The sequence below is a fragment of the Microbacterium hanjuni genome, from assembly GCF_043556395.1.
GTDB lineage: Bacteria > Actinomycetota > Actinomycetes > Actinomycetales > Microbacteriaceae > Microbacterium.
Map to the genome: position 1 here is coordinate 1,264,207 of NZ_JBIGIK010000001.1, position 17,795 is coordinate 1,282,001.

A 17,795-nucleotide genomic window follows, 5' to 3' on the forward strand; every position below is an offset into this window, starting at 1 on the left:
CCATATGATTCCCAGAACACACCAGACGTTGCTGTCGGCTCAGCCCGGAAACACTGCCGACACATTACGCTCGTAACGTCGTCTGTCGAAGCTGATGCGACCAACAGTGTCAGCCGTGCTGAAACTGGAGGTTCTGTGGGTCACCCATCCACGACGGCAACTCGAGGGCGCCCGCTGCCGCGGGTCGCGTTCGCCTTGTCGTTGCTCGCCACCGTCATCACGGCGCTGGTTCTGCTGATCCCGATGCCCGCTTCCGCGCAGGCGACAACCGAACCGGTGCCCTCGCCCAGCGCGACCGCCGATTTCTCGACGACGTACACGATCGGCGGCATCATCCGCGCCGACGATGAACCCCTCGAGGGCGTCGACGTGCTGATCGAAGGGGACGGCTTCGAAGAGACCGGCACCACGGCCGCCGACGGTCGCTGGAGCGTCGCGGTGCCCCAGCCGGGCACCTACACCGCGACCCTCGACGTCGAGAGCCTTCCCGAGGGCGTCGTGCCGCGCGACCCCGAGAACATCACCCGCGACGTGACGATCGGCACGACGAACACCGTCAACGTGCTGTTCCCGACGGGTGAGGGCACGACCGCGTCGGGCACCATCTGGGACACGATCTTCACCCGGTTGGTCTACGGCCTGAACTTCGGCCTCCTCCTCGCCCTCGCGGCCATCGGAATCTCGCTGATCTTCGGCACCACGGGCGTCAACAACTTCGCGCACGGCGAGATGCTCACCTTCGGTGCGATCTTCTTCTACATCTTCACCACGATGCTCGGCTGGAACGTGATCGTCGCCCTTCTGGTGACGCTTGTGCTCTCGACGGCGTTCGGATGGACGCAGGATGCTGTGCTGTTCCAACCACTTCGGAAGAAGGGGGTGGGTCTCGTCCAAGTGCTGATCGTGACGATCGGTCTGTCGATCGTCGTGCGCTACCTCTTCCTCTTCTTCTTCGGCGGCGGTACGCAGAACATCAATATCGGCATCACCGATACCGTCTCGCTCGGACCGGTGACGATCACTCTGACCTCGCTGGTGAGCATGGGGATCAGCATCGTGTTCCTCATCCTCGTCGGGTACTTCCTGACCCGCACCCGGATCGGCAAGGCCACGCGCGCCGTCAGCGACAACGCGTCCCTCGCGGCAGCATCCGGTATCAACGTCGACCGCGTGATCCGCATCGTCTGGATGATGGCCGGGTTCCTCACGGGCCTCTCGGGCATCCTCTACGGGCTGTACCGCGGAGTCACGTGGGACATGGGCTTCGCGATCCTGCTGCTGCTGTTCGCCGCCGTCACCCTCGGTGGACTGGGCAGCGCGTTCGGCGCCCTCGTGGGCTCGCTCATCATCGGCCTCATCACCGAGCTGTCGACCATCATCATCCCGCCCGACCTGCGGTACGCCGTCGCACTGGTCGTCCTCATCGGCGTGCTCCTCATTCGCCCGCAGGGCGTACTGGGGCGCAAAGAGCGAATCGGCTGAGAAGGACATAGGACATGGACTGGGGAAGTATTCTCGGAAACGCCGCTGGCGAGCTCATCAGCCCGACCACTGCGGCCTACGCCCTCGCCGCGATCGGCCTGAGCGTGCACTTCGGCTACACCGGCCTGCTGAACTTCGGGCAGGCGGGCTTCATGGCCGTCGGCGCCTACGCGTTCGCGATCAGCACGCTGTCGCTCGGCTCGCCCGTGTGGCTGGCCATCCTCATCGCGATCGGGGCCTCGGTGATCTTCGCGTTCATCCTGGGCATCCCGACCCTGAGGCTCAGGGCGGACTACCTCGCGATCGTCACGATCGCGGCCGCCGAGATCGTGCGCTACATCGTCTCGACCGTCGGCCTGACCGACATCACCGGCGGATCACAGGGCCTCAACGGCTACAACCGCGGTTTCCAGGACCTCAACCCCCTGCCGGACGGCACCTACGGCATCGGTTGGTGGACCTACTCCGCTGACGAGTGGTGGCTGCGGGTCTTCGGCTGGGGTCTCGTGGTGCTGGCGACGCTGCTGGTGTGGGCACTCATGCGCAGCCCGTGGGGACGCGTGGTGAAGGGCATCCGCGAGGATGAGGACGCCGTGCGCGCCCTCGGCAAGAACGTGTACTCGTACAAGATGCAGGCGCTGGTGCTCGGCGGTGTGCTCGGCGGGCTCGCGGGAATCGTGTTCATCCTCCCGCGCGCCGTGCAGCCGGGCAACTACGGCACCGCGCTCACGTTCTTCATCTGGACCGCCCTCCTGCTCGGAGGCGCCGCCACCCTGCTCGGCCCGATCGTCGGTTCGATGCTGTTCTGGGTGCTGCTGTCGCTGTCCAACGGCATCATCGTGGGCCTCCGCGACAGCGGGGTCCTCGGATTCATGACGACCACCCAAGCGGGGCAGGTACGGTTCATCATCGTCGGTATCGGATTGATGCTGCTCGTGATCTTCCGACCGCAGGGGATCTTCGGCAATAAGAAGGAGCTGTCGTTCAATGTCTGACACGACGACACCCATGACCCACCCCCTGGTGAAGGGGCCCGTCGGCCCGGGCAGCGCCAAGGTCGACCCCATCCTGGTCGCCGACGGCGTGACCCGGCAGTTCGGCGGCCTCACCGCCGTCGACGTCGAGCACCTCGAGATCCCCCGCAACGCCATCACGGCCCTCATCGGTCCCAACGGCGCGGGCAAGACGACCTTATTCAACCTGCTCACCGGGTTCGACAAGCCGAACACCGGCAGCTGGAGCTTCGAAGGCGCCAACCTCGCGGGGGTGCCGGCGTTCAAGGTCTCCCGTCGCGGGATGGTGCGCACCTTCCAGCTCACCAAGTCGCTCGGCCGACTCTCGGTGCTGCAGAACATGCTCCTCGGAGCGCGTGGCCAGTCGGGCGAGAACATCCTCCGCGCCTTGATCCCCGCGTTCTGGCGCAAGCAGGAGACGGCCAACACCGAACGCGCCGACGCGCTCCTCGCCCGCTTCAAGCTCGACGAGAAGCGCGAGGACTTCGCCGCTTCACTCTCGGGCGGTCAGCGCAAGCTCCTCGAGATGGCCCGGGCGCTCATGAGCGATCCGAAGCTCGTCATGCTCGACGAGCCGATGGCCGGGGTGAACCCCGCGTTGACGCAGAGCCTGCTGGGGCACATCCTCGACCTGAAGAAGGAGGGCATGTCGGTGCTCTTCGTCGAGCACGACATGCACATGGTGCGTCACATCTCCGACTGGGTCATCGTGATGGCCGAGGGTCGCGTGGTGGCCGAGGGGCCGCCCGAGACGGTCATGAGCGACCCCGCGGTGATCGACGCCTACCTGGGCGCGCACCACGACACCGACCTCGGCGACATGACCGCGACCGACGCGATCGCGGTGCACGAGGCGTTCGCCGCCGAAGAGGACGCCGACTTCGACGCTGAGAAGAACGGACCCAAGGCATGACCGACGCGACGACCATCGACCCGCTGAAGGTCGAGCACCGCACCGCGGTCCTGCGCACCGACGACCTCGTCGCCGGGTACCTGCCCGGCGTCAACATCCTCAACGGCTGCTCGATCGACGCCTACGAGGGTGACCTCATCGGCATCATCGGCCCCAACGGCGCCGGCAAGTCGACGCTGCTGAAGGCCATCTTCGGCCAGGTCAAGGTGCGCGGCGGCGCGATCCTGCTGAACGGTGAGGACATCACCGCTCTCAAGGCCGACAAGCTCGTGGCCAAGGGCGTCGGCATGGTGCCGCAGAACAACAACGTCTTCCCGAGCCTGTCGATCGAGGAGAACCTCCAGATGGGGCTGTTCCAGCGCCCCAAGCTGTTCACCGAGCGGTTCGAGTTCGTCACCTCGCTGTTCCCCGAGCTCGCCAAGCGCCGCAAGCAGCGCGCTGGTTCGCTGTCGGGTGGTGAGCGCCAGATGGTCGCGATGGGGCGCGCCCTCATGATGGAGCCGTCCGTGCTCCTCCTCGACGAGCCCTCCGCCGGACTCTCCCCGGTGCGCCAGGACGAGACGTTCCTGCGCGTCGCCGAGATCAACCGCGCGGGCGTGACCGTCATCATGGTCGAGCAGAACGCACGACGCTGCCTGCAAATATGCTCGCGCGCGTATGTTCTCGATCAGGGCAAGGATGCCTACACCGGCACCGGGCGCGAACTGCTCAACGATCCCCGCGTGATCGAGCTGTACCTGGGCACGCTGGCAACCGACGAGGACGCGAAACGAGACGCCGCGCGCGACACCGACGTCTGATCACGCGTCGGTGGGGAGGGCTCGCGCTGGGAGTGCTCGGCGCTCTCCACCTGGTGGGCTGCGCAGCATCCGCTCCCGGCGTCGTCCCCGACGGCCTCACCGCCGAGCTCGTGCAGTTGCGCGGTGACCTCAGCGTCGATCGCGTGCAGGTGCACCTCGAGAACGACTCCGATGAGCCCGTGACGGTGACCGAGCTCACGCTCTCGTCGCCCGCCTTCACCGCGGTCGCGCAATGGGACGGGGCGTCGACCGTGCTGCAGCCGGGCCGGGCCGTGAACCTGCCGGTGTTCCTTCCCCCGCTGTCGTGCGCCGCACCCGCCGAGGTGACGATGACCGCGACGTTCGACGACGGCGCTGGCGCTCGCTCAGCGTCCACCCCGCTCGTCGACGAGCTCGGGGCGCTCCCCCGCCTCGTCGAGGCGGAGTGCGCGCGCGAGCGCACCGAAGCGGTGGCGAGGGTGACCGCGGTCGCCGGCGCCGCGCAGGCCGACGGCACGGCCCTGGTGTCGCTCGAGATCGAGCCGGTGGCGGATGCTGTCGGCACGGTCCGCCTGGTCGGCGTGCGCGGTACTCCGCTCCTGCGCTTCCCCGGTACCGAACAATGGCCCCTCGGCCTCACCCTGGACGGCTCGAGCACGCCCCGCGTCGTGGAGGTGCCGGTCGAGCCCCGGCGCTGCGACCCGCACGCGATCGCCGAGGACAAGGTCGGAACCCGGCTGACGCTGGTGGTGGAGATCGACGGCGAGGAGCTGGCCTTCCCCCTCCCCCGCACCGAGGGCCTCGCGGACACGCTGCTGACGTACGTCGCCGCGTCCTGCGGACTGACCTGAGCCGAGCATCCGCCCCCACCCGAGGCCGCGCGACGGCCGGAGGGCACGCGACGGCCGGAGGGCACGCAGAAGGGCCCGGGTCGAAACCCGGGCCCTTCCGCTGCTCAGCGGGAGATCACTCGGCGAGCGAGCCGAACTCCGTGGTCAGCAGGGTGTACTTGTTGTCGGCACCGTACTGGTAGATACCGATGTAGGCCTCGGTCGGGTCACCCTTCTCATCGAAGGTGATCGGACCGGAGACACCGTCGTAGTCGATGTCGGTGCCGTCGTTGACCAGCGCGAGGCAGGCGTCGAAGGTCTCGCACTTCTCGCCCTCCTCGGTGACCGACTGCAGGTTGTCGCGGATCGCGGTACCCGAGTCGTCCTTGGCCTGAGCCGCAGCGAGCGCAGCCACGATGACCGCGTCGTAGGACTCGGGTGCGTAGCTGAAGTCGGTGAGCGACGGGTCGACCTCGAGCAGGCGGGCCTGGAACTCGGTGTCGGCGGGGTTGCCGGGCAGGGTGCCCTGCGCGCCGTCGAGCGTGCCGGCCGGGAACTCGTACGTGTTCGACAGGTTGCCGTCCACGAAGTAGACCTGGTTGGCCGGGTAGCCCTGGGTGCTGACGAGCTCGGGGATGATCGAGGAGGTCTCCTCGAACGCGATCACGGCGATCGCGTCGGGCTCGGATGCGAGCAGCTCGTCGACCTGCGACGTGAAGACCGTGTCACCCGGGTTGTACGGGACGGCTGCGGTGACCTCGCCACCGGCGGCCTCGATGGCCGTGGTCGCGTTGTCCTTCAGGCCGATGCCGTAGGGGTCGTTGACGTAGATCATGCCGACCTTCTCGGCGCCGTTTCCGACGATGAGGTTACCCAGCACGCGGCCCTGGAGCACGTCCGAGGGAGCGGTACGCCAGTAGTAGCCGTCATCGTCGTAGTCGGTGAAGTCCGGCGAGGTGTTCGCCGGGGAGATCTGCACGATGCCCGCGTCGACGAACTGGTCGACGAAGGTGAACGAGACGCCCGAGGAGGCGGCGCCGATCGCGATGTCGACACCCGCGTCGACGAGCTCGCCGGCGGACTGGGTCGCGATGTCGGTCGTGGTGTCACCGGAGTCGCGCTCGGTGAGCTCGGTGGTGAAGGGGAAGGCGTCGCCGGCCGCTTCGATGTCGTTGACGGCGAGCTGAACGGCCGCGATCTCGGGCGGGCCGAGGAACGCCAGGTTGCCGGTCTGGGGCAGGATCGTGCCGACGTGGAAGACGCCGTCCGCCTCGGACACCGCTCCTGTTCCGGCATCGGGTTCGGAAGAACCGGAGGCTTCGCTGCCGCTGGTGCCTCCGGCGCAGCCGGCCATGACGAGCGCGCTGGCACCGATAACGGCGATACCGCCGATGATCTTGCCTGCACGCGAACGTGTGATGACGCTCATGTTGCTCCTTGCTGTGGATGAACGCGGGCACGGCTCGGGAAGCCTGCCCAGTGCCCTAAACCTATTGGGCCGCTCGTCTCCGCAGTGTTGCCGTTCGTTAACGCTGTGTAACGCGACCGAATCGTTATGAACGGCGGATGCTGCCGTCTCCCCGCGCGGAGTCGGCTGCGCCCGCTCCGCGACGACCTCGGATCAGGTCAGGTCGGCGACATCCGGGACGGCGGAACGGCCACGACGCGCGGCCACGATGGAGTCGGCAGTCAGGAGGATCAGCGCCACCCACACGAGGGCGAAGCCGACCCACCGCTCGGGCGGCATCGGCTCGCCGAGCAGGAAGGCGCCCGTGATGAACTGCAGGATCGGCGCCACGAATTGCAGCAGCCCGACGAGGATGAGCGGCGCGCGGCGCGCGCCCGCTGCGAAGAACAGCAGCGGCGTCGCGGTGACCGCGCCTGCCAGGAGGAGCAGCACGGCGTGGCCGGGGCCGGCGGTGAAGAGCGTGAGGCCACCGGTCGCCGCGACGATCCCGAGCTGCACGAGCGCGACCGGGAGCAACCAGAACGACTCGAGGGTGAGCCCGCTGACAGCATCCACCGCCGGACCGATCTGCTTCTTCACAAGCCCGTACAGCCCGAAGGAGGCGGCGAGCGTCAGCGCGATCCAGGGGAAGGTGCCGTAGCCGACGACGATGACGACGACAGCGATCACGGCGATGCCGATCGCCACCCACTGCGTGATGCGGAGGCGTTCGCGCAGCACGAGGACGCCGAGCAGCACGGTGACGATCGGGTTGATGAAGTAGCCGAGGCTCGTCTCGATGACGTGTCCGCTGAGGGCGCCGATCAGGAAGACCTGCCAGTTGACGTAGATCAATGCGCCCGCGAGGGCGGTCAGGGCGAGCAGCCGGGGCTGGCGCACGATCGCCCAGAGGGCGGACCACCCGCGGATGACGGCGAGGAGAACGATGCAGAAGACGAGCGACAGCGCGATCCGCCACCCCACGACCTCCCACGCGCCGGTGGGCACCAGGAGAAGGAAATACAGCGGCAGGAAGCCCCACATGAGGTACGCGACGAAGGCGTAGATCCCGCCCAGAGCGGTCTCGCGAGAGGCTGCGGCCTCGGAACCGGGTGCGGGCTGGGTCATCCGGTCTGTCACCTCCCCAGCCTACGTCGGGCACTCCCGGCCGAGCCGCGCAGCCGGCGGGCGCAGCTGCCGAGATCGAGCGGATTCCTGCCATCCGTCCGACCGGTCCGACAGTCGCAGGGAACAGAGAAAGGGCCCGGATGCTGGGAAGCATCCGGGCCCTTCGACAGAACTGCGATCAGCGAACAACGACCGCCAGGACGTCGCGAGCCGAGAGCACGAGGTACTCGTCGGCGCCGAACTTCACTTCGGTGCCGCCGTACTTGCTGTAGATGACGCGGTCGCCGACGGCAACGTCGATCGGAACGCGGTTGCCGTTGTCGTCGATGCGACCGGGGCCGACGGCCACGACCTCGCCCTCCTGGGGCTTCTCCTTGGCGGTGTCGGGGATGACGAGCCCACTGGAGGTGGTCTGCTCTGCCTCGACCTGCTGGATGACGATGCGGTCCTCGAGCGGCTTGATGGAAACCGACACGGTCTACCTCTTCTTTCTTCACGCTTCGGTACAGAAGACTTGTTAGCACCCACACGGGGAGAGTGCTAACGCAAGTCTAGGGAACTGCTGGCACTCATGCAACGCGAGTGCCAACCCGCAAGGCGCTGGGAACCCATTCCGCTCGGCGGAATCCTGTGCCATACTTTCGCCAAACAGTCGCCTAGCAGGGGCCGCGAAGCGACGGGGAACACGGCGTGCACAGGGGTGTGCACGCGGTGCTGGGGAAGCACGTTCGTGCATCCCTCAAAGGGGGAAATAGTAATGCCGGCTCCATATTTTCTTGCGGTCGACCTGGGGACCAGTCGTACCGCAGCAGCTGTCGCCAGACGTAGTTCTGACGGCAGCTTCGTTTCGACGGTGCTGCCGTTGGGGCGATCATCCGACATCGCGCCGACGGCGGTGTACGTCGACGAGGGGGAACTCCTCTTCGGCGACGCCGCCGAGCGGCGCGGGGCCTCTCGGCCCGACCGATTGGTGCGGGAGTTCAAACGTCGCGTCGGCGACGACGTGCCGATCGTGGCCGGCGACCGGCGTCTCGCGGCGGAAGACCTCTACGCGGCCACGGTCGCCTGGGTCATCGGCGTCGCGAACGAGCGGGAGGGCGGCCACCCCGCGGGGATCGCGATCACCGTGCCGGTGAGCTGGGGACAGCATCGCCGCACCCTCGTCGCCGATGCTCTCGCTCAGCGGGGCTGGGGCGAGGCCGAGCTCATCACCGAGCCCGAGGCTGCCGCCCGCCACTACGAATCGACCAATCCGCTCGCCGAAGGGCACGCCCTCGCGGTGTACGACCTCGGCGGTGGCACCTTCGACGCCGTGGTGCTGCGCAAAGCCGCAGACGGCACGGTGCGCGTCGTCGGCGAGCCGGTCGGTCTGCCCGATCTGGGCGGCGCCGACTTCGACGACGTCGTGATCCGCCACGTGCTGCGCGCCGGCGGACCCGCCGTGGCCGCGCTCCTCGACGCGCCGGGCGGTCGACTGTCGGTGAACGCCCTCCGTCGCGAATGCGTCGAAGCGAAGGAATCGCTCTCCTTCGACTCGGAAGCGGTCATCCCGGTGCTCGCCGGGGGCACGCAGGAGACCATCCGTCTCACGCGCGTCGAGTTCGAAGACATGATCGAGCCCGATCTGGCGCGCACCGTCGAGTGCTTCGCCCGCGCGCTCGATCGCGCGCAGATCGACGCCGACGGTGTCGACGCGATCCTCCTCACCGGCGGCTCATCGCGCATCCCGCGCATCGCGCAGTTGCTGTCCGAGACCTTCGAGCGCCCGATCGCGATCGACGCCGACCCGAAGGCGATCATCGCGCTGGGTGCAGCGCGAGTGGCGGCGGATGCTGCGAACGCGCGCGTTCTCGCCGCAGCCGTGGTCGATGCCGATGCTGACGCCGACCCGCTCGCCGAGCTGGTCGCCACCGCCGCCCCCGTCGCCGCGAGCCGGCGGCCGTGGTTCCGGCGGACGCCCTCCTCGGTGATGGTGGTCGCGGGCTCCCTGGTCGTGGCGGCGGGCATCGTCGTCACGAGCGCATCCGCCCTCGGCACGCACAGTCCCGAGGTGTCGGCGCCCGCCGCCCTCTTCCTCGACGACGCCCGAGCCCTCGGTTCGGAGGTGCAGCTGAACGAACCCGCCCAGCTCGTGTCGTTCCCCACCGAGTCGGAGGCGGAGGTCGAGGCGGAGAAGCCGGTGGTGCCCGAGAGCGGGCCGCAATCGCCGCGCTCCGACTTCGGGGGCGCCAAGGCGAAGGCTCGCGGCGTCGTGCCGACGCCCACCTCCCCCGCCCCGCAGCAGGCCACTGGCGACACACCGCCCGCCCCGGCCCCGCGCAACGACAGCCCCACGAAGCCCTCGGGTGAGTCGCCGTCGAACCCGTCGACCGCCGACACGCGGGATGACGCGCCGCAGACGCCGGCGCCTCAGCCGACCGTCGACCCGGAGCCGGAGCCGACCACACCGGCCGAGGAGAATCCGAGCCCGACCCCCGAACCCGTCCCGTCCGACCCGGCCCCCGAGCCGACACCGACGGATCCGCCGGCCGATCCGACGCCCACCGAGACTCCGGCAGCGGATCCACCGTCGGACCCGGCACCGTCGGAGGCGCCTCCAGCGGATCCCGCGCCTTCCGAGACCGTCGACCCGTCCACGACCGCCTGACCCGGCGACGGATACGCAACCATGTCGACTCGTACGTCGGCTGCCTCGGCCTTTGCTGCCCCGGCGCCCACACTCCTGCCCCGTTCAGCTCGCACGCACGTCAACACCCTCGGAACCGAAGGTGTGGGCATACGCCTGCTCGTCGTCGGTACCGCCGGTTCCGGCAAGACCCGGCTGCTGCGTGAACTGACCTCCCTCCTCGCGGAACGCGGCCTCGCCGTCTGGTCAGCGGCCTCCGCCGCCGATGTCGCCGACGTTCCGGACGATCACGTGATGGTCGTGGACGACGCCCACCTCGCCGATGCCGAAACCCTCGAGGCGATCGCGAACCGCGTGGCCGACCCGGCCGCGTCGCTCATCGTCGCCACCCGATCGTGGCCCTTGCCCGACATGCTCGTGAAGGTCGCCGCCGAACTCGAGCGGTCGCACCCGCCGATCGTGCTCGGACACGTCAGCGCCACGGAGGTCTCCGCCCACCTGGCCGAGACCGGGCGGCTCATGGAACGGCGCTGCCTCGACGACATCCTCGAACTCACTTCCCGCTTCAGCTGGCTGGTGTCCGAGGCGATCATGGTCCACGATGACCTGACCTGCCCGGGCGGGCCCCACTCCAGTGTCAGCGAGAGTCTCCGCGACCTCATCGCGCACCGCCTCGACGGCCTCGACGCCGCCACCCGCGCCGCCGTCGTCGCGGCGTGCCTGGCCCAGAGCGTGGGCAACCCGTCGCCGCTCACCGAGCAGACCGCCTTGGCCGGGTACGCCGCCGGGCTGCTGCAACGCAACGGCCTGCCCGCACCGGTCGTCGCCCAGGCCGTGCGCGCGACCGTACCGGTCGAGCGCCTCATCGAGGAGTACGCCGCGTCGTACGACACGTCCGCGAGCCTTCCGCCGACCGAGCTTGTCGGGAGCGTCCGTGATCCGCGCATCGTGCAGGCTTTGCTCGCACTGGGCGATGACGTGCTGGCTCGCGACCCGCGGCGGGCCGCGGAGCTCTACCGGGGGGCTACGGATGCCGGCGCCGAGGGTGCGATCGTCATCGAGCGGCGGGCGCGTGCGGCGTGGGCGATGGGGGAGATCGACGCCGCCGGTTCCCTCATCGATGAACTGGCCGGGAGAGACACCCCGCCCAGCGCGAGCGCCGCGATCACCGGCGCTGCCGTCTGGGCTGCGCGCGGCGATCTGTCTCTCAGCGACGCGACCTTCGCCGGCCGCGACATCGACACCGCGGAGGAGATGGCCCACGCCACGATCGCTGCGGTCGGCGCCGCCGACGTCGAGGCCCTCGATCGGCTCGGCAAGGTCACGCCCGGGCGGACGCAGCCCGCCACCCTCTCCGTCTCGCTGGACCTGCTGACCCGGGGCGTCCGCTCGAGCGTGACGGCCGCCGCCGTCGACACGCTCGGATCCCTCGTCCGGGCATCGGAGATGTACTCCGCCGCGGCGAGCGTCGGACCCATCTGCGAGCTGCCCGCGATCCTCGCCGCCGCCACCGCACTCAATATGGGCGACCCGATCGCAGCGCAGAGCGTGCTCGACCACGCGCTGGACTCGGAGCAGGCGGGCGGCTGGGCTCGCGCGCGCCTGCGCCTCTGGCAGGCGTGGGTGCTGGTGCAACGCGAGCGCCCGGTGGAGGCGAAGCACTCGCTGGGCCTCGCTCTCGCCGGAGGGCCGCTGAGCCCCCGTGATCGGCTGCTCGCCGACGCGGTCGAGGTCGCCCTCGCCCGCCGGTACGGCGATTCGGCGGCGCTCGCCCAGGCGTGGGAGAACGCGCGAGCCAGCATCCTGCGCGCCCAATTCGACCTGTACACCCTGCACCCGCTGACGGAATTCACCCTGACCGCGGCCCGCCTGGGTGACTTCGATCGCATCCGCCCCCACCTCGACAGCGCTTTCGCCGCCGTCTCACGCCTCGGGGATCCGCCGCTGTGGTCGGCCCACCTGCACTGGGCGGGGCTGCACGCCAGCATCCTGCGCAACGAACCCGACGGCCTCGTGCCCCACGCGCGCGCGCTGGTCGCAGCATCCGCTCATTCCCGACCGGCAGCGCGCATGGCGCAGGCCGGGCGGGTGTGGACCGACGTGCTCGGCGGCGCCGTCGACGTGGATGCCATCGAAGCGGCCGCCCTCGGGCTGGCCGAGGTGGGTCTCGCCTGGGACGGAGCGCGACTGGCCAGTTACGCGGCCGGACGTTCGACCGACCGCCGCGAGATCGGGCGCCTGCTCGCCTGCGCGCGTCAGCTGCACCCGCGCGAGAAGGCGCTGTTCAGCGAGGGCGAGACGTCGTCGGCCGAGGAGGCAACGGCCTCCCCCAGCGCCGCGGAGGTGCTCAGCGCGCGGGAGCGCGAAGTGGCCGTGCTCGTGCTCGAGGGCAAGACCTACGCCGAGATCGGCGAGTCGATCTTCATCTCACCGCGCACGGCCGAACACCACATCGCGCGCATCCGCCGGCGGCTGGGCGCCACCTCGCGTTCGGACCTGATCGCGAAACTGCGCACCGTGATGAGCGCCCGCGCCGAGGACCGCGGCTGATGTCCGCACCGGCTGCGACCGGCCGCGGCGCGTACTCCCCCGCGGCCGCCCCGTTACCCCCTAGTGGGGTCCGCGGGGATGCGGGGCTACCACCGACGCGGTGCGCCCGCCGAAGCTTTACGTTCGATATCAACGAAGACGTGTGAGGAGCACCCCATGAGTGTGACGCTGGCGACGATGGCAGATGCACTGATCGAATTCATTCTCAGCCTGCTGCGGGATCCGACCGCGGCAGCCGAGTTCGAAGAAGATCCCCAAGGCGCGATGGCCGCTCGGGGGCTGAACAACGTGAGCGCCGCAGACGTGTGCGCCGTGGCGCCGGTGATCGCGGAGCGAGCCGCCGTTTCGCCCGCGGCCGTGCTCCCCTCCACCGCGCGGCAGTCCGTTCAGCCCGATCCCGACGTCGACCCGGTCGTTCGCGAGGTCAACAACATCACCTCGAACTTTCAGTGGGTGGATGACCGCGACACCATCGTGGACCAGTCGGTCAACCAGAACATCTGGGCGGACGGCGATGTCACCCAGGTGTTCGACCAAGACTCGGTGGTCGCCTCCGGCGACGACTCGATGGCCGCGGGCGACGACGCCTCGGTCGAGCAGACGGAGGACAACTCCACGAACATCGGCGCCGGCGACGACGTGAACCTCGGCAACGACACCGACGTCACCGTCATCGACGACTCGATGAACGAGGACACGGACACGTCGACCACCACCGATTCGTCCACCGAAGTCGTGGTCGACGAATCGCTGAACGACGACTCCACGACCGTGGCGAGCACGGACTCCTTCAACAGCTCCGACGCCGTCTACACCGACACCACGGTGAGCAGCGACAGCGACGCCGTCTTCGGTTCCGAGGACGCGGCGATCGTCGATGACACCACCGACGGTGACACCTTCTGAGAGCGGGGGCCGCGCTCCTGACGCGGCCGCCGTCGAGCGTCATCGCGACGCACCGACGTCGAACGGGGAAGGGCGCACGGCCCCTGTGCGTCCTTCCCTGGTCGATAAGCCGGGCGCTCCGGTCGTGGTGAAGCTCCCGCCACCCTTCTCGGTGCGGCTGAGTCAGCTGAGCTGGGTGCTGTCGCTGCTGGTCGGCGCGGTGGGCGTGGTCTACCTCTTCGTGATCCGCCAGCCCCTCCAGCCCGACATCGCCGCGCTGATCCGGGGTGTGGACGGCACGCGCGCGGAGGAGACGTACACGACGGCCTCCGACATCATCTACTGGTCGGCTTTCGGCGCGCTGGTGGCTCTGCTCCTGGTACAGGTGACGCTGCTCGTCTCGTTCGCCAATCGGCGACTGGGAGTGCGGTGGTGGCTGCTCGCATCCCTCATCCTGCAGGGCGCAGTGTTCCTGGCCATTCGTCAGCTCGTTGCGCTGGGCGAGCGGGGCGTGCCTCTCGAACGGTTGCTGCTCCTGCAGCTCGGCCTCGCCCTCCTCGGCCAGCTGTTCTGCGTCCTACCCGGCGCGCTCCGATGGACTGCCCGCCAGCAGGACGTCCGGCGCAGTGGCAATGTCGCCGGTGGATCGTCCGGGGAGCTGTGACACGATCCCCTCGACGCTGCGCACCACCATGCGGCAGAACGAGGCGGTGTGCCGGTCGGTAAGAGGCGATTCGCTCAGGCTGCGCCACCGCGCGAGAAGCTGATCGGCCCGCTCGGCGCACTCGGCACGGCCCGTTCCCTCTGCGAGGCCCAACCGTTCGACCACGGAGGTACCGGCGCCGCCGACGATGCGCTCAGCCTCCTCGATCTCGGACTCGTCGAGCCGGGGCGGGTCGGTGCGCAGCTCTGCCAGCAGCGAGAGCTCCCGCAGATCGTGACTGCGCGAGGTGAGGCGTTCGAGCACGCCCAGGAGAGCGTCACCCCCCGGGCGGGGGTTCTCTCGGAGCACGTCGTCGATGCCCTGGAGGATGCCCCGGGCCTTGAGCGCGAAAGCGCGGGAGCGGAACTGCTGGGCGACGAAGCGCTGCAGCTCGATCAGCCCGCTCTGCTGCACGAGACGCTCCGCCAGCTCCGATGAGGTGCGCGCGCCTCCCCGGACGAGGGCGGCACCCAGGCGCACGCCGAAGAGACCGAAACGTGCCAAGAGTGCGCGTCTCGCGTCGACGCTCACGGAGGTGTCGTCCGTCGGACGGGTGAACCGATCGACGGAGACGAGCAGCCGCTCCCGGGCCTCGCGGTCGAGCCCGGCGAGGTTGCGGAAGACGATGAACTCGCTCTCGCGCAGGGTGCGGCCGCCCTCGGCGAGAAGACCCGCCACCGGGATGACATCGAGCGCGAGCGAGCGCAGCTCTCGGTCGCGTCGGTAACGGTCGGCGATCTTGGCGGCGGACAGCAGCGAATCGATGCGACCCGAGCCGACCTCGTCGGCGCGTGAGAGCACCGCCACGGCGTTGACGGTCTGACCGACACCGGCCGCCGTGTCGCGGAAGGCCTCGAGGAAGCGCACATCGGCCGCGTGCACGTGTCGCAGCAGGTAGACGATGGCGTCCGCGGCCGAGGGCGCGTCCTGGGGCAGAAGGAAAGACGTCGAACGCTGAGAGTTGGCGGCCGTGAGCGAGGCGATCCCGGGGGTGTCGATGAGCACGAGACCGCGAAGGTTCTCCGACGGCCAGCCGACATCGATCCACGCCACTTCTTCCGCGGTACGTCCCCCGAGATCCAGGACGAGCCGCCCCTCGACGCGCCGCACTGGACGGCGCTCGACACCCCCGTCACGCAGGTGGACGGTGATGCTGGGAGTCGGCGCATAGCGGTACCACGTGATGGTGCGGGTGCACTCCCCCGCGTCGGTGGGGGCGATCTGCTCCCCGATGAGCGCATTGAGGAGGGTGGACTTGCCCGCCTTCACGATTCCCGCGATCGCCAGACGCAGCGGTTCACGGAGGCGTGCCCGGTACTCGTCGAGGGTGACGGACAACTCCGGGTCGTCCTGGTAGAGATCGCGCACCTCGTCGACGAAGTCCGCGACGTCGGTGATGCTCGTGCCGGTCACGAGCGCACCGGCTCGGACACGGTGGCCGACTCGAGCGCCGGCACTCGGGAGCGCAGGGCCTCGATCCGTCGATGATGGGCCTGGAGCTGTTGGATCCGACCGTCCCGATCGGCGGTGTAGGTAGCGGCCGCCTGCTTCGCGGCCATGACCGCCTCCGCCAGGGAACGGTGCAGTTCTTCGGCGATGGTGGAGAAGTGGTCGCGCGTGGAGCGCTGCACGAGGCGCAGTCGGTCTTTCAGCTGCTTGCCCACCTGGAACACGATGTCCTCGATGTGCCGGCGCACCAGGTTCTTCGCCTCGGCCTGACGGCGGGACAAGCGGGAGGACATGTCTTCCCGGTAGGCGCGGCGACCGACGAGCACGCCGGCGATGAGCGAGAGCGGATTGATCAGGGCCAGGCCGACGAGGCTCGTGGCGAGGCCCACCATCAGTACGCCGCCGTACGACCCGCGGACACCGATGTAGATCTTCTCGGCCGCGTTCATCCTGCCCTCCTCGAGGAACTGCAGCTCCTCCACGGGGTCGAGGAGTCCCTCGGTATCGGTGGCGGCCAGCAGCGGGAGGGCGGATTCTCCGACCATGAACTCCTCCGCCACTCGTTCGGCGAGCCACTGCGAGCGCTCGTCGGTCCAGACGAAGGTCTCCGACACCGCCGCAGCCACGCGTTCGTCGAGCCATTGGGCGATCTGATCCCAGATCGGACCCGGGTCGCCTTCTTCGATGGACGCCTCGGCGTCGCGCTGCACCTTGCGCAGCCGATCGCGGAGGTCGTGCTCGGTGTCGGCGATCAGGTCGGAGATACCGTCGCTCAGCGTGACCTGCCAGCGAGAGGACCTGCTGCGGAAGTCGTCGGCGCGGCTCTTCGCCTCCTCCAGCTGGGCGATCATGCGCGGGGTGCTCTCGGGGTGCTGCAGCGCTTTCAGTTCGGAGGTCACCGCCATCGCGAGCTGATCCACGACGGAGGCGACGTCGTGGGCGACCGCTCGCTGGTGCAGGGCCTCGGCCCGGCCGAGCACATCCCGGCGCAGGTGCGACACCAGCGCGGGGAAACCGGACTCTTCGTTGAGCTCTCGGTCCTGCTGCTCGGCCGCGATGAGGCGGAGATCGCTCGACACGGCGAAGATCGGGATCTCCCCCACCTCGCCGAGATGGGAGCGGTCGGTCTGCTCGATCTCCCGCCACGAGGGATAGATGTCGGTCTTCGACAGCACGGCGGCGACGTTCGGAGACACCCTCAAAGCGTGGCGGAGGAACTGCACCTCGGGCTCGGTGTACTCCTGGGAGGCGTCGGACACCAGCAGCACCGCGTGCGCGGTGGACAGCGCGGCCAGCGTCGACAGCGAGCGCGTCGATTCGACGCCGCCCACTCCGGGCGAGTCCACGATGCGCAGGCCCCCCTTCAAGATCTCGCGGGGCAGCAGTACCTCCGCCCCGACGATGTCACCGTCGATGTGACCCGAGACGACCTCGGTCAGCTGATCGAGCGGAACGGGCCGGCGTTCGAGCGGGACATCGGGGGATGCACCGTCCTGGCGAACGAAGACGGCCGCCGATGCATCCGCGGCGTACCCCACGGAGGTGGGGACGCTGGTGGCGACGTCGTCGTCGACCGCGCACGCCGGCGCGTTGACCAGGGCGTTGACCAGCTTGCTCTTGCCCTGCTTGAACTGACCCACCACGAGCACCCGCACGTGCGGATCCAGCAGCCGCGCGCGGGCGTGCGTCAGCTTCGTCGCCAGATCGGTACGTCCGGATGCTTCGGTGAGCACCCGGGTCGCCTCGACCAGGTCGACGAGGTCCTGGGCCCCCTCCCCGGCGACGGTGGCGGGCGGAGCAGGAGACTCCGGGACGAGGCGGGCGGGTCGGGTCACGAGATCTCCAAACAACGGCGCCCCCGAGTGCGGGACGAAACGGTGGCCCGCGCACGCGGGCCGGGTATCGCGGACAGCAGGAAACGATGACCCCGGGGCGGGGTGCCTTCCGCCCCGGGGTCATCGGATGGGTGAACGATCGAGTCGCTCACAAT

14 protein-coding genes are annotated in these 17,795 nt (G+C 69.2%); 9 read left to right on the top strand and 5 right to left on the bottom strand.

What is annotated here, in order from left to right; genetic code table 11:
* Nucleotides 1–195: 195 nt before the first annotated feature.
* The 5 genes from ACFXP5_RS06235 to ACFXP5_RS06255 are packed head-to-tail and all read left to right on the top strand — an operon-like array spanning nt 196 to nt 5,038.
* On the top strand, nt 196–1,482 hold the full coding sequence (locus ACFXP5_RS06235) for a branched-chain amino acid ABC transporter permease (protein WP_394529376.1): 1,287 nt from the start codon (nt 196–198) through the stop codon (nt 1,480–1,482).
* 14 nt (nt 1,483–1,496) lie between these two features.
* Nucleotides 1,497–2,477, top strand: a complete 981-nt coding sequence (locus ACFXP5_RS06240; RefSeq protein WP_394529377.1) for a branched-chain amino acid ABC transporter permease — start codon at nt 1,497–1,499, stop codon at nt 2,475–2,477.
* Nucleotides 2,470–3,408 (top strand): ABC transporter ATP-binding protein, encoded by a 939-nt coding sequence (locus tag ACFXP5_RS06245; protein WP_394529378.1) that lies wholly within the window; start codon nt 2,470–2,472, stop codon nt 3,406–3,408. Before ACFXP5_RS06240 ends, ACFXP5_RS06245 begins: the two co-directional genes overlap by 8 nt.
* A complete protein-coding gene (locus ACFXP5_RS06250) occupies nt 3,405–4,208 on the top strand; it encodes an ABC transporter ATP-binding protein (protein ID WP_394529379.1) in 804 nt (267 codons plus the stop codon). Before ACFXP5_RS06245 ends, ACFXP5_RS06250 begins: the two co-directional genes overlap by 4 nt.
* 32 nt (nt 4,209–4,240) lie before the next feature.
* On the top strand, nt 4,241–5,038 hold the full coding sequence (locus ACFXP5_RS06255) for a hypothetical protein (RefSeq protein WP_394543947.1): 798 nt from the start codon (nt 4,241–4,243) through the stop codon (nt 5,036–5,038).
* A 115-nt stretch (nt 5,039–5,153) separates the two neighbouring features.
* Here the strand turns inward: ACFXP5_RS06255 and ACFXP5_RS06260 are convergent, their stop codons facing one another.
* The 3 genes from ACFXP5_RS06260 to groES form a co-directional block, all read right to left on the bottom strand.
* Complete coding sequence (locus ACFXP5_RS06260; protein ID WP_394529381.1) at nt 5,154–6,446, bottom strand: ABC transporter substrate-binding protein; 1,293 nt, start codon at nt 6,444–6,446, stop codon at nt 5,154–5,156.
* A 192-nt stretch (nt 6,447–6,638) separates the two neighbouring features.
* Nucleotides 6,639–7,592 (bottom strand): EamA family transporter RarD, encoded by a 954-nt coding sequence (gene rarD / locus ACFXP5_RS06265; RefSeq protein WP_394544186.1) that lies wholly within the window; start codon nt 7,590–7,592, stop codon nt 6,639–6,641.
* Nucleotides 7,593–7,770: 178 nt separating this feature from the next.
* Nucleotides 7,771–8,067, bottom strand: a complete 297-nt coding sequence (gene groES / locus ACFXP5_RS06270; protein WP_394529382.1) for a co-chaperone GroES — start codon at nt 8,065–8,067, stop codon at nt 7,771–7,773.
* 387 nt (nt 8,068–8,454) lie between these two features.
* Here groES and ACFXP5_RS06275 point away from each other — a divergent pair, with 387 nt between their 5' ends.
* The 4 genes from ACFXP5_RS06275 (at nt 8,455) to ACFXP5_RS06290 (ending at nt 14,317) form a co-directional block, all read left to right on the top strand.
* A complete protein-coding gene (locus ACFXP5_RS06275; protein ID WP_394543949.1) occupies nt 8,455–10,239 on the top strand; it encodes an Hsp70 family protein in 1,785 nt (594 codons plus the stop codon).
* Nucleotides 10,240–10,260: 21 nt separating this feature from the next.
* Nucleotides 10,261–12,768: a helix-turn-helix transcriptional regulator gene (locus tag ACFXP5_RS06280; protein WP_394543950.1), complete on the top strand. Its 2,508-nt coding sequence runs from the start codon at nt 10,261–10,263 to the stop codon at nt 12,766–12,768.
* Between the two features lie 156 nt (nt 12,769–12,924).
* Nucleotides 12,925–13,674, top strand: coding sequence for an IniB N-terminal domain-containing protein (locus ACFXP5_RS06285; RefSeq protein ID WP_394529385.1), 750 nt, complete (start codon nt 12,925–12,927; stop codon nt 13,672–13,674).
* Between the two features lie 85 nt (nt 13,675–13,759).
* On the top strand, nt 13,760–14,317 hold the full coding sequence (locus ACFXP5_RS06290) for a hypothetical protein (protein ID WP_394543951.1): 558 nt from the start codon (nt 13,760–13,762) through the stop codon (nt 14,315–14,317).
* On the opposite strand, the gene ACFXP5_RS06295 is transcribed toward ACFXP5_RS06290, so the two are convergent.
* Together ACFXP5_RS06295 and ACFXP5_RS06300 are read right to left on the bottom strand one after the other, a co-directional pair.
* A complete protein-coding gene (locus ACFXP5_RS06295) occupies nt 14,231–15,769 on the bottom strand; it encodes a dynamin family protein (RefSeq protein WP_394543953.1) in 1,539 nt (512 codons plus the stop codon). The two genes, ACFXP5_RS06290 and ACFXP5_RS06295, sit on opposite strands and share 87 nt — an antisense overlap.
* Complete coding sequence (locus ACFXP5_RS06300; protein ID WP_394543954.1) at nt 15,766–17,640, bottom strand: dynamin family protein; 1,875 nt, start codon at nt 17,638–17,640, stop codon at nt 15,766–15,768. Before ACFXP5_RS06300 ends, ACFXP5_RS06295 begins: the two co-directional genes overlap by 4 nt.
* Nucleotides 17,641–17,795 lie beyond the last annotated feature (155 nt).

Bases quoted from the DNA above. Each gene is read 5' to 3' on its own strand.
- ACFXP5_RS06285 (WP_394529385.1), top strand. From the start codon at position 12,925: ATGAGTGTGACGCTGGCGACGATGGCAGATGCACTGATCGAATTCATT.
- rarD (WP_394544186.1), bottom strand. From the start codon at position 7,592: ATGACCCAGCCCGCACCCGGTTCCGAGGCCGCAGCCTCTCGCGAGACC.
- ACFXP5_RS06240 (WP_394529377.1), top strand. From the start codon at position 1,497: ATGGACTGGGGAAGTATTCTCGGAAACGCCGCTGGCGAGCTCATCAGC.
- ACFXP5_RS06260 (WP_394529381.1), bottom strand. From the start codon at position 6,446: ATGAGCGTCATCACACGTTCGCGTGCAGGCAAGATCATCGGCGGTATC.
- ACFXP5_RS06280 (WP_394543950.1), top strand. From the start codon at position 10,261: ATGTCGACTCGTACGTCGGCTGCCTCGGCCTTTGCTGCCCCGGCGCCC.
- ACFXP5_RS06250 (WP_394529379.1), top strand. From the start codon at position 3,405: ATGACCGACGCGACGACCATCGACCCGCTGAAGGTCGAGCACCGCACC.
- ACFXP5_RS06245 (WP_394529378.1), top strand. From the start codon at position 2,470: ATGTCTGACACGACGACACCCATGACCCACCCCCTGGTGAAGGGGCCC.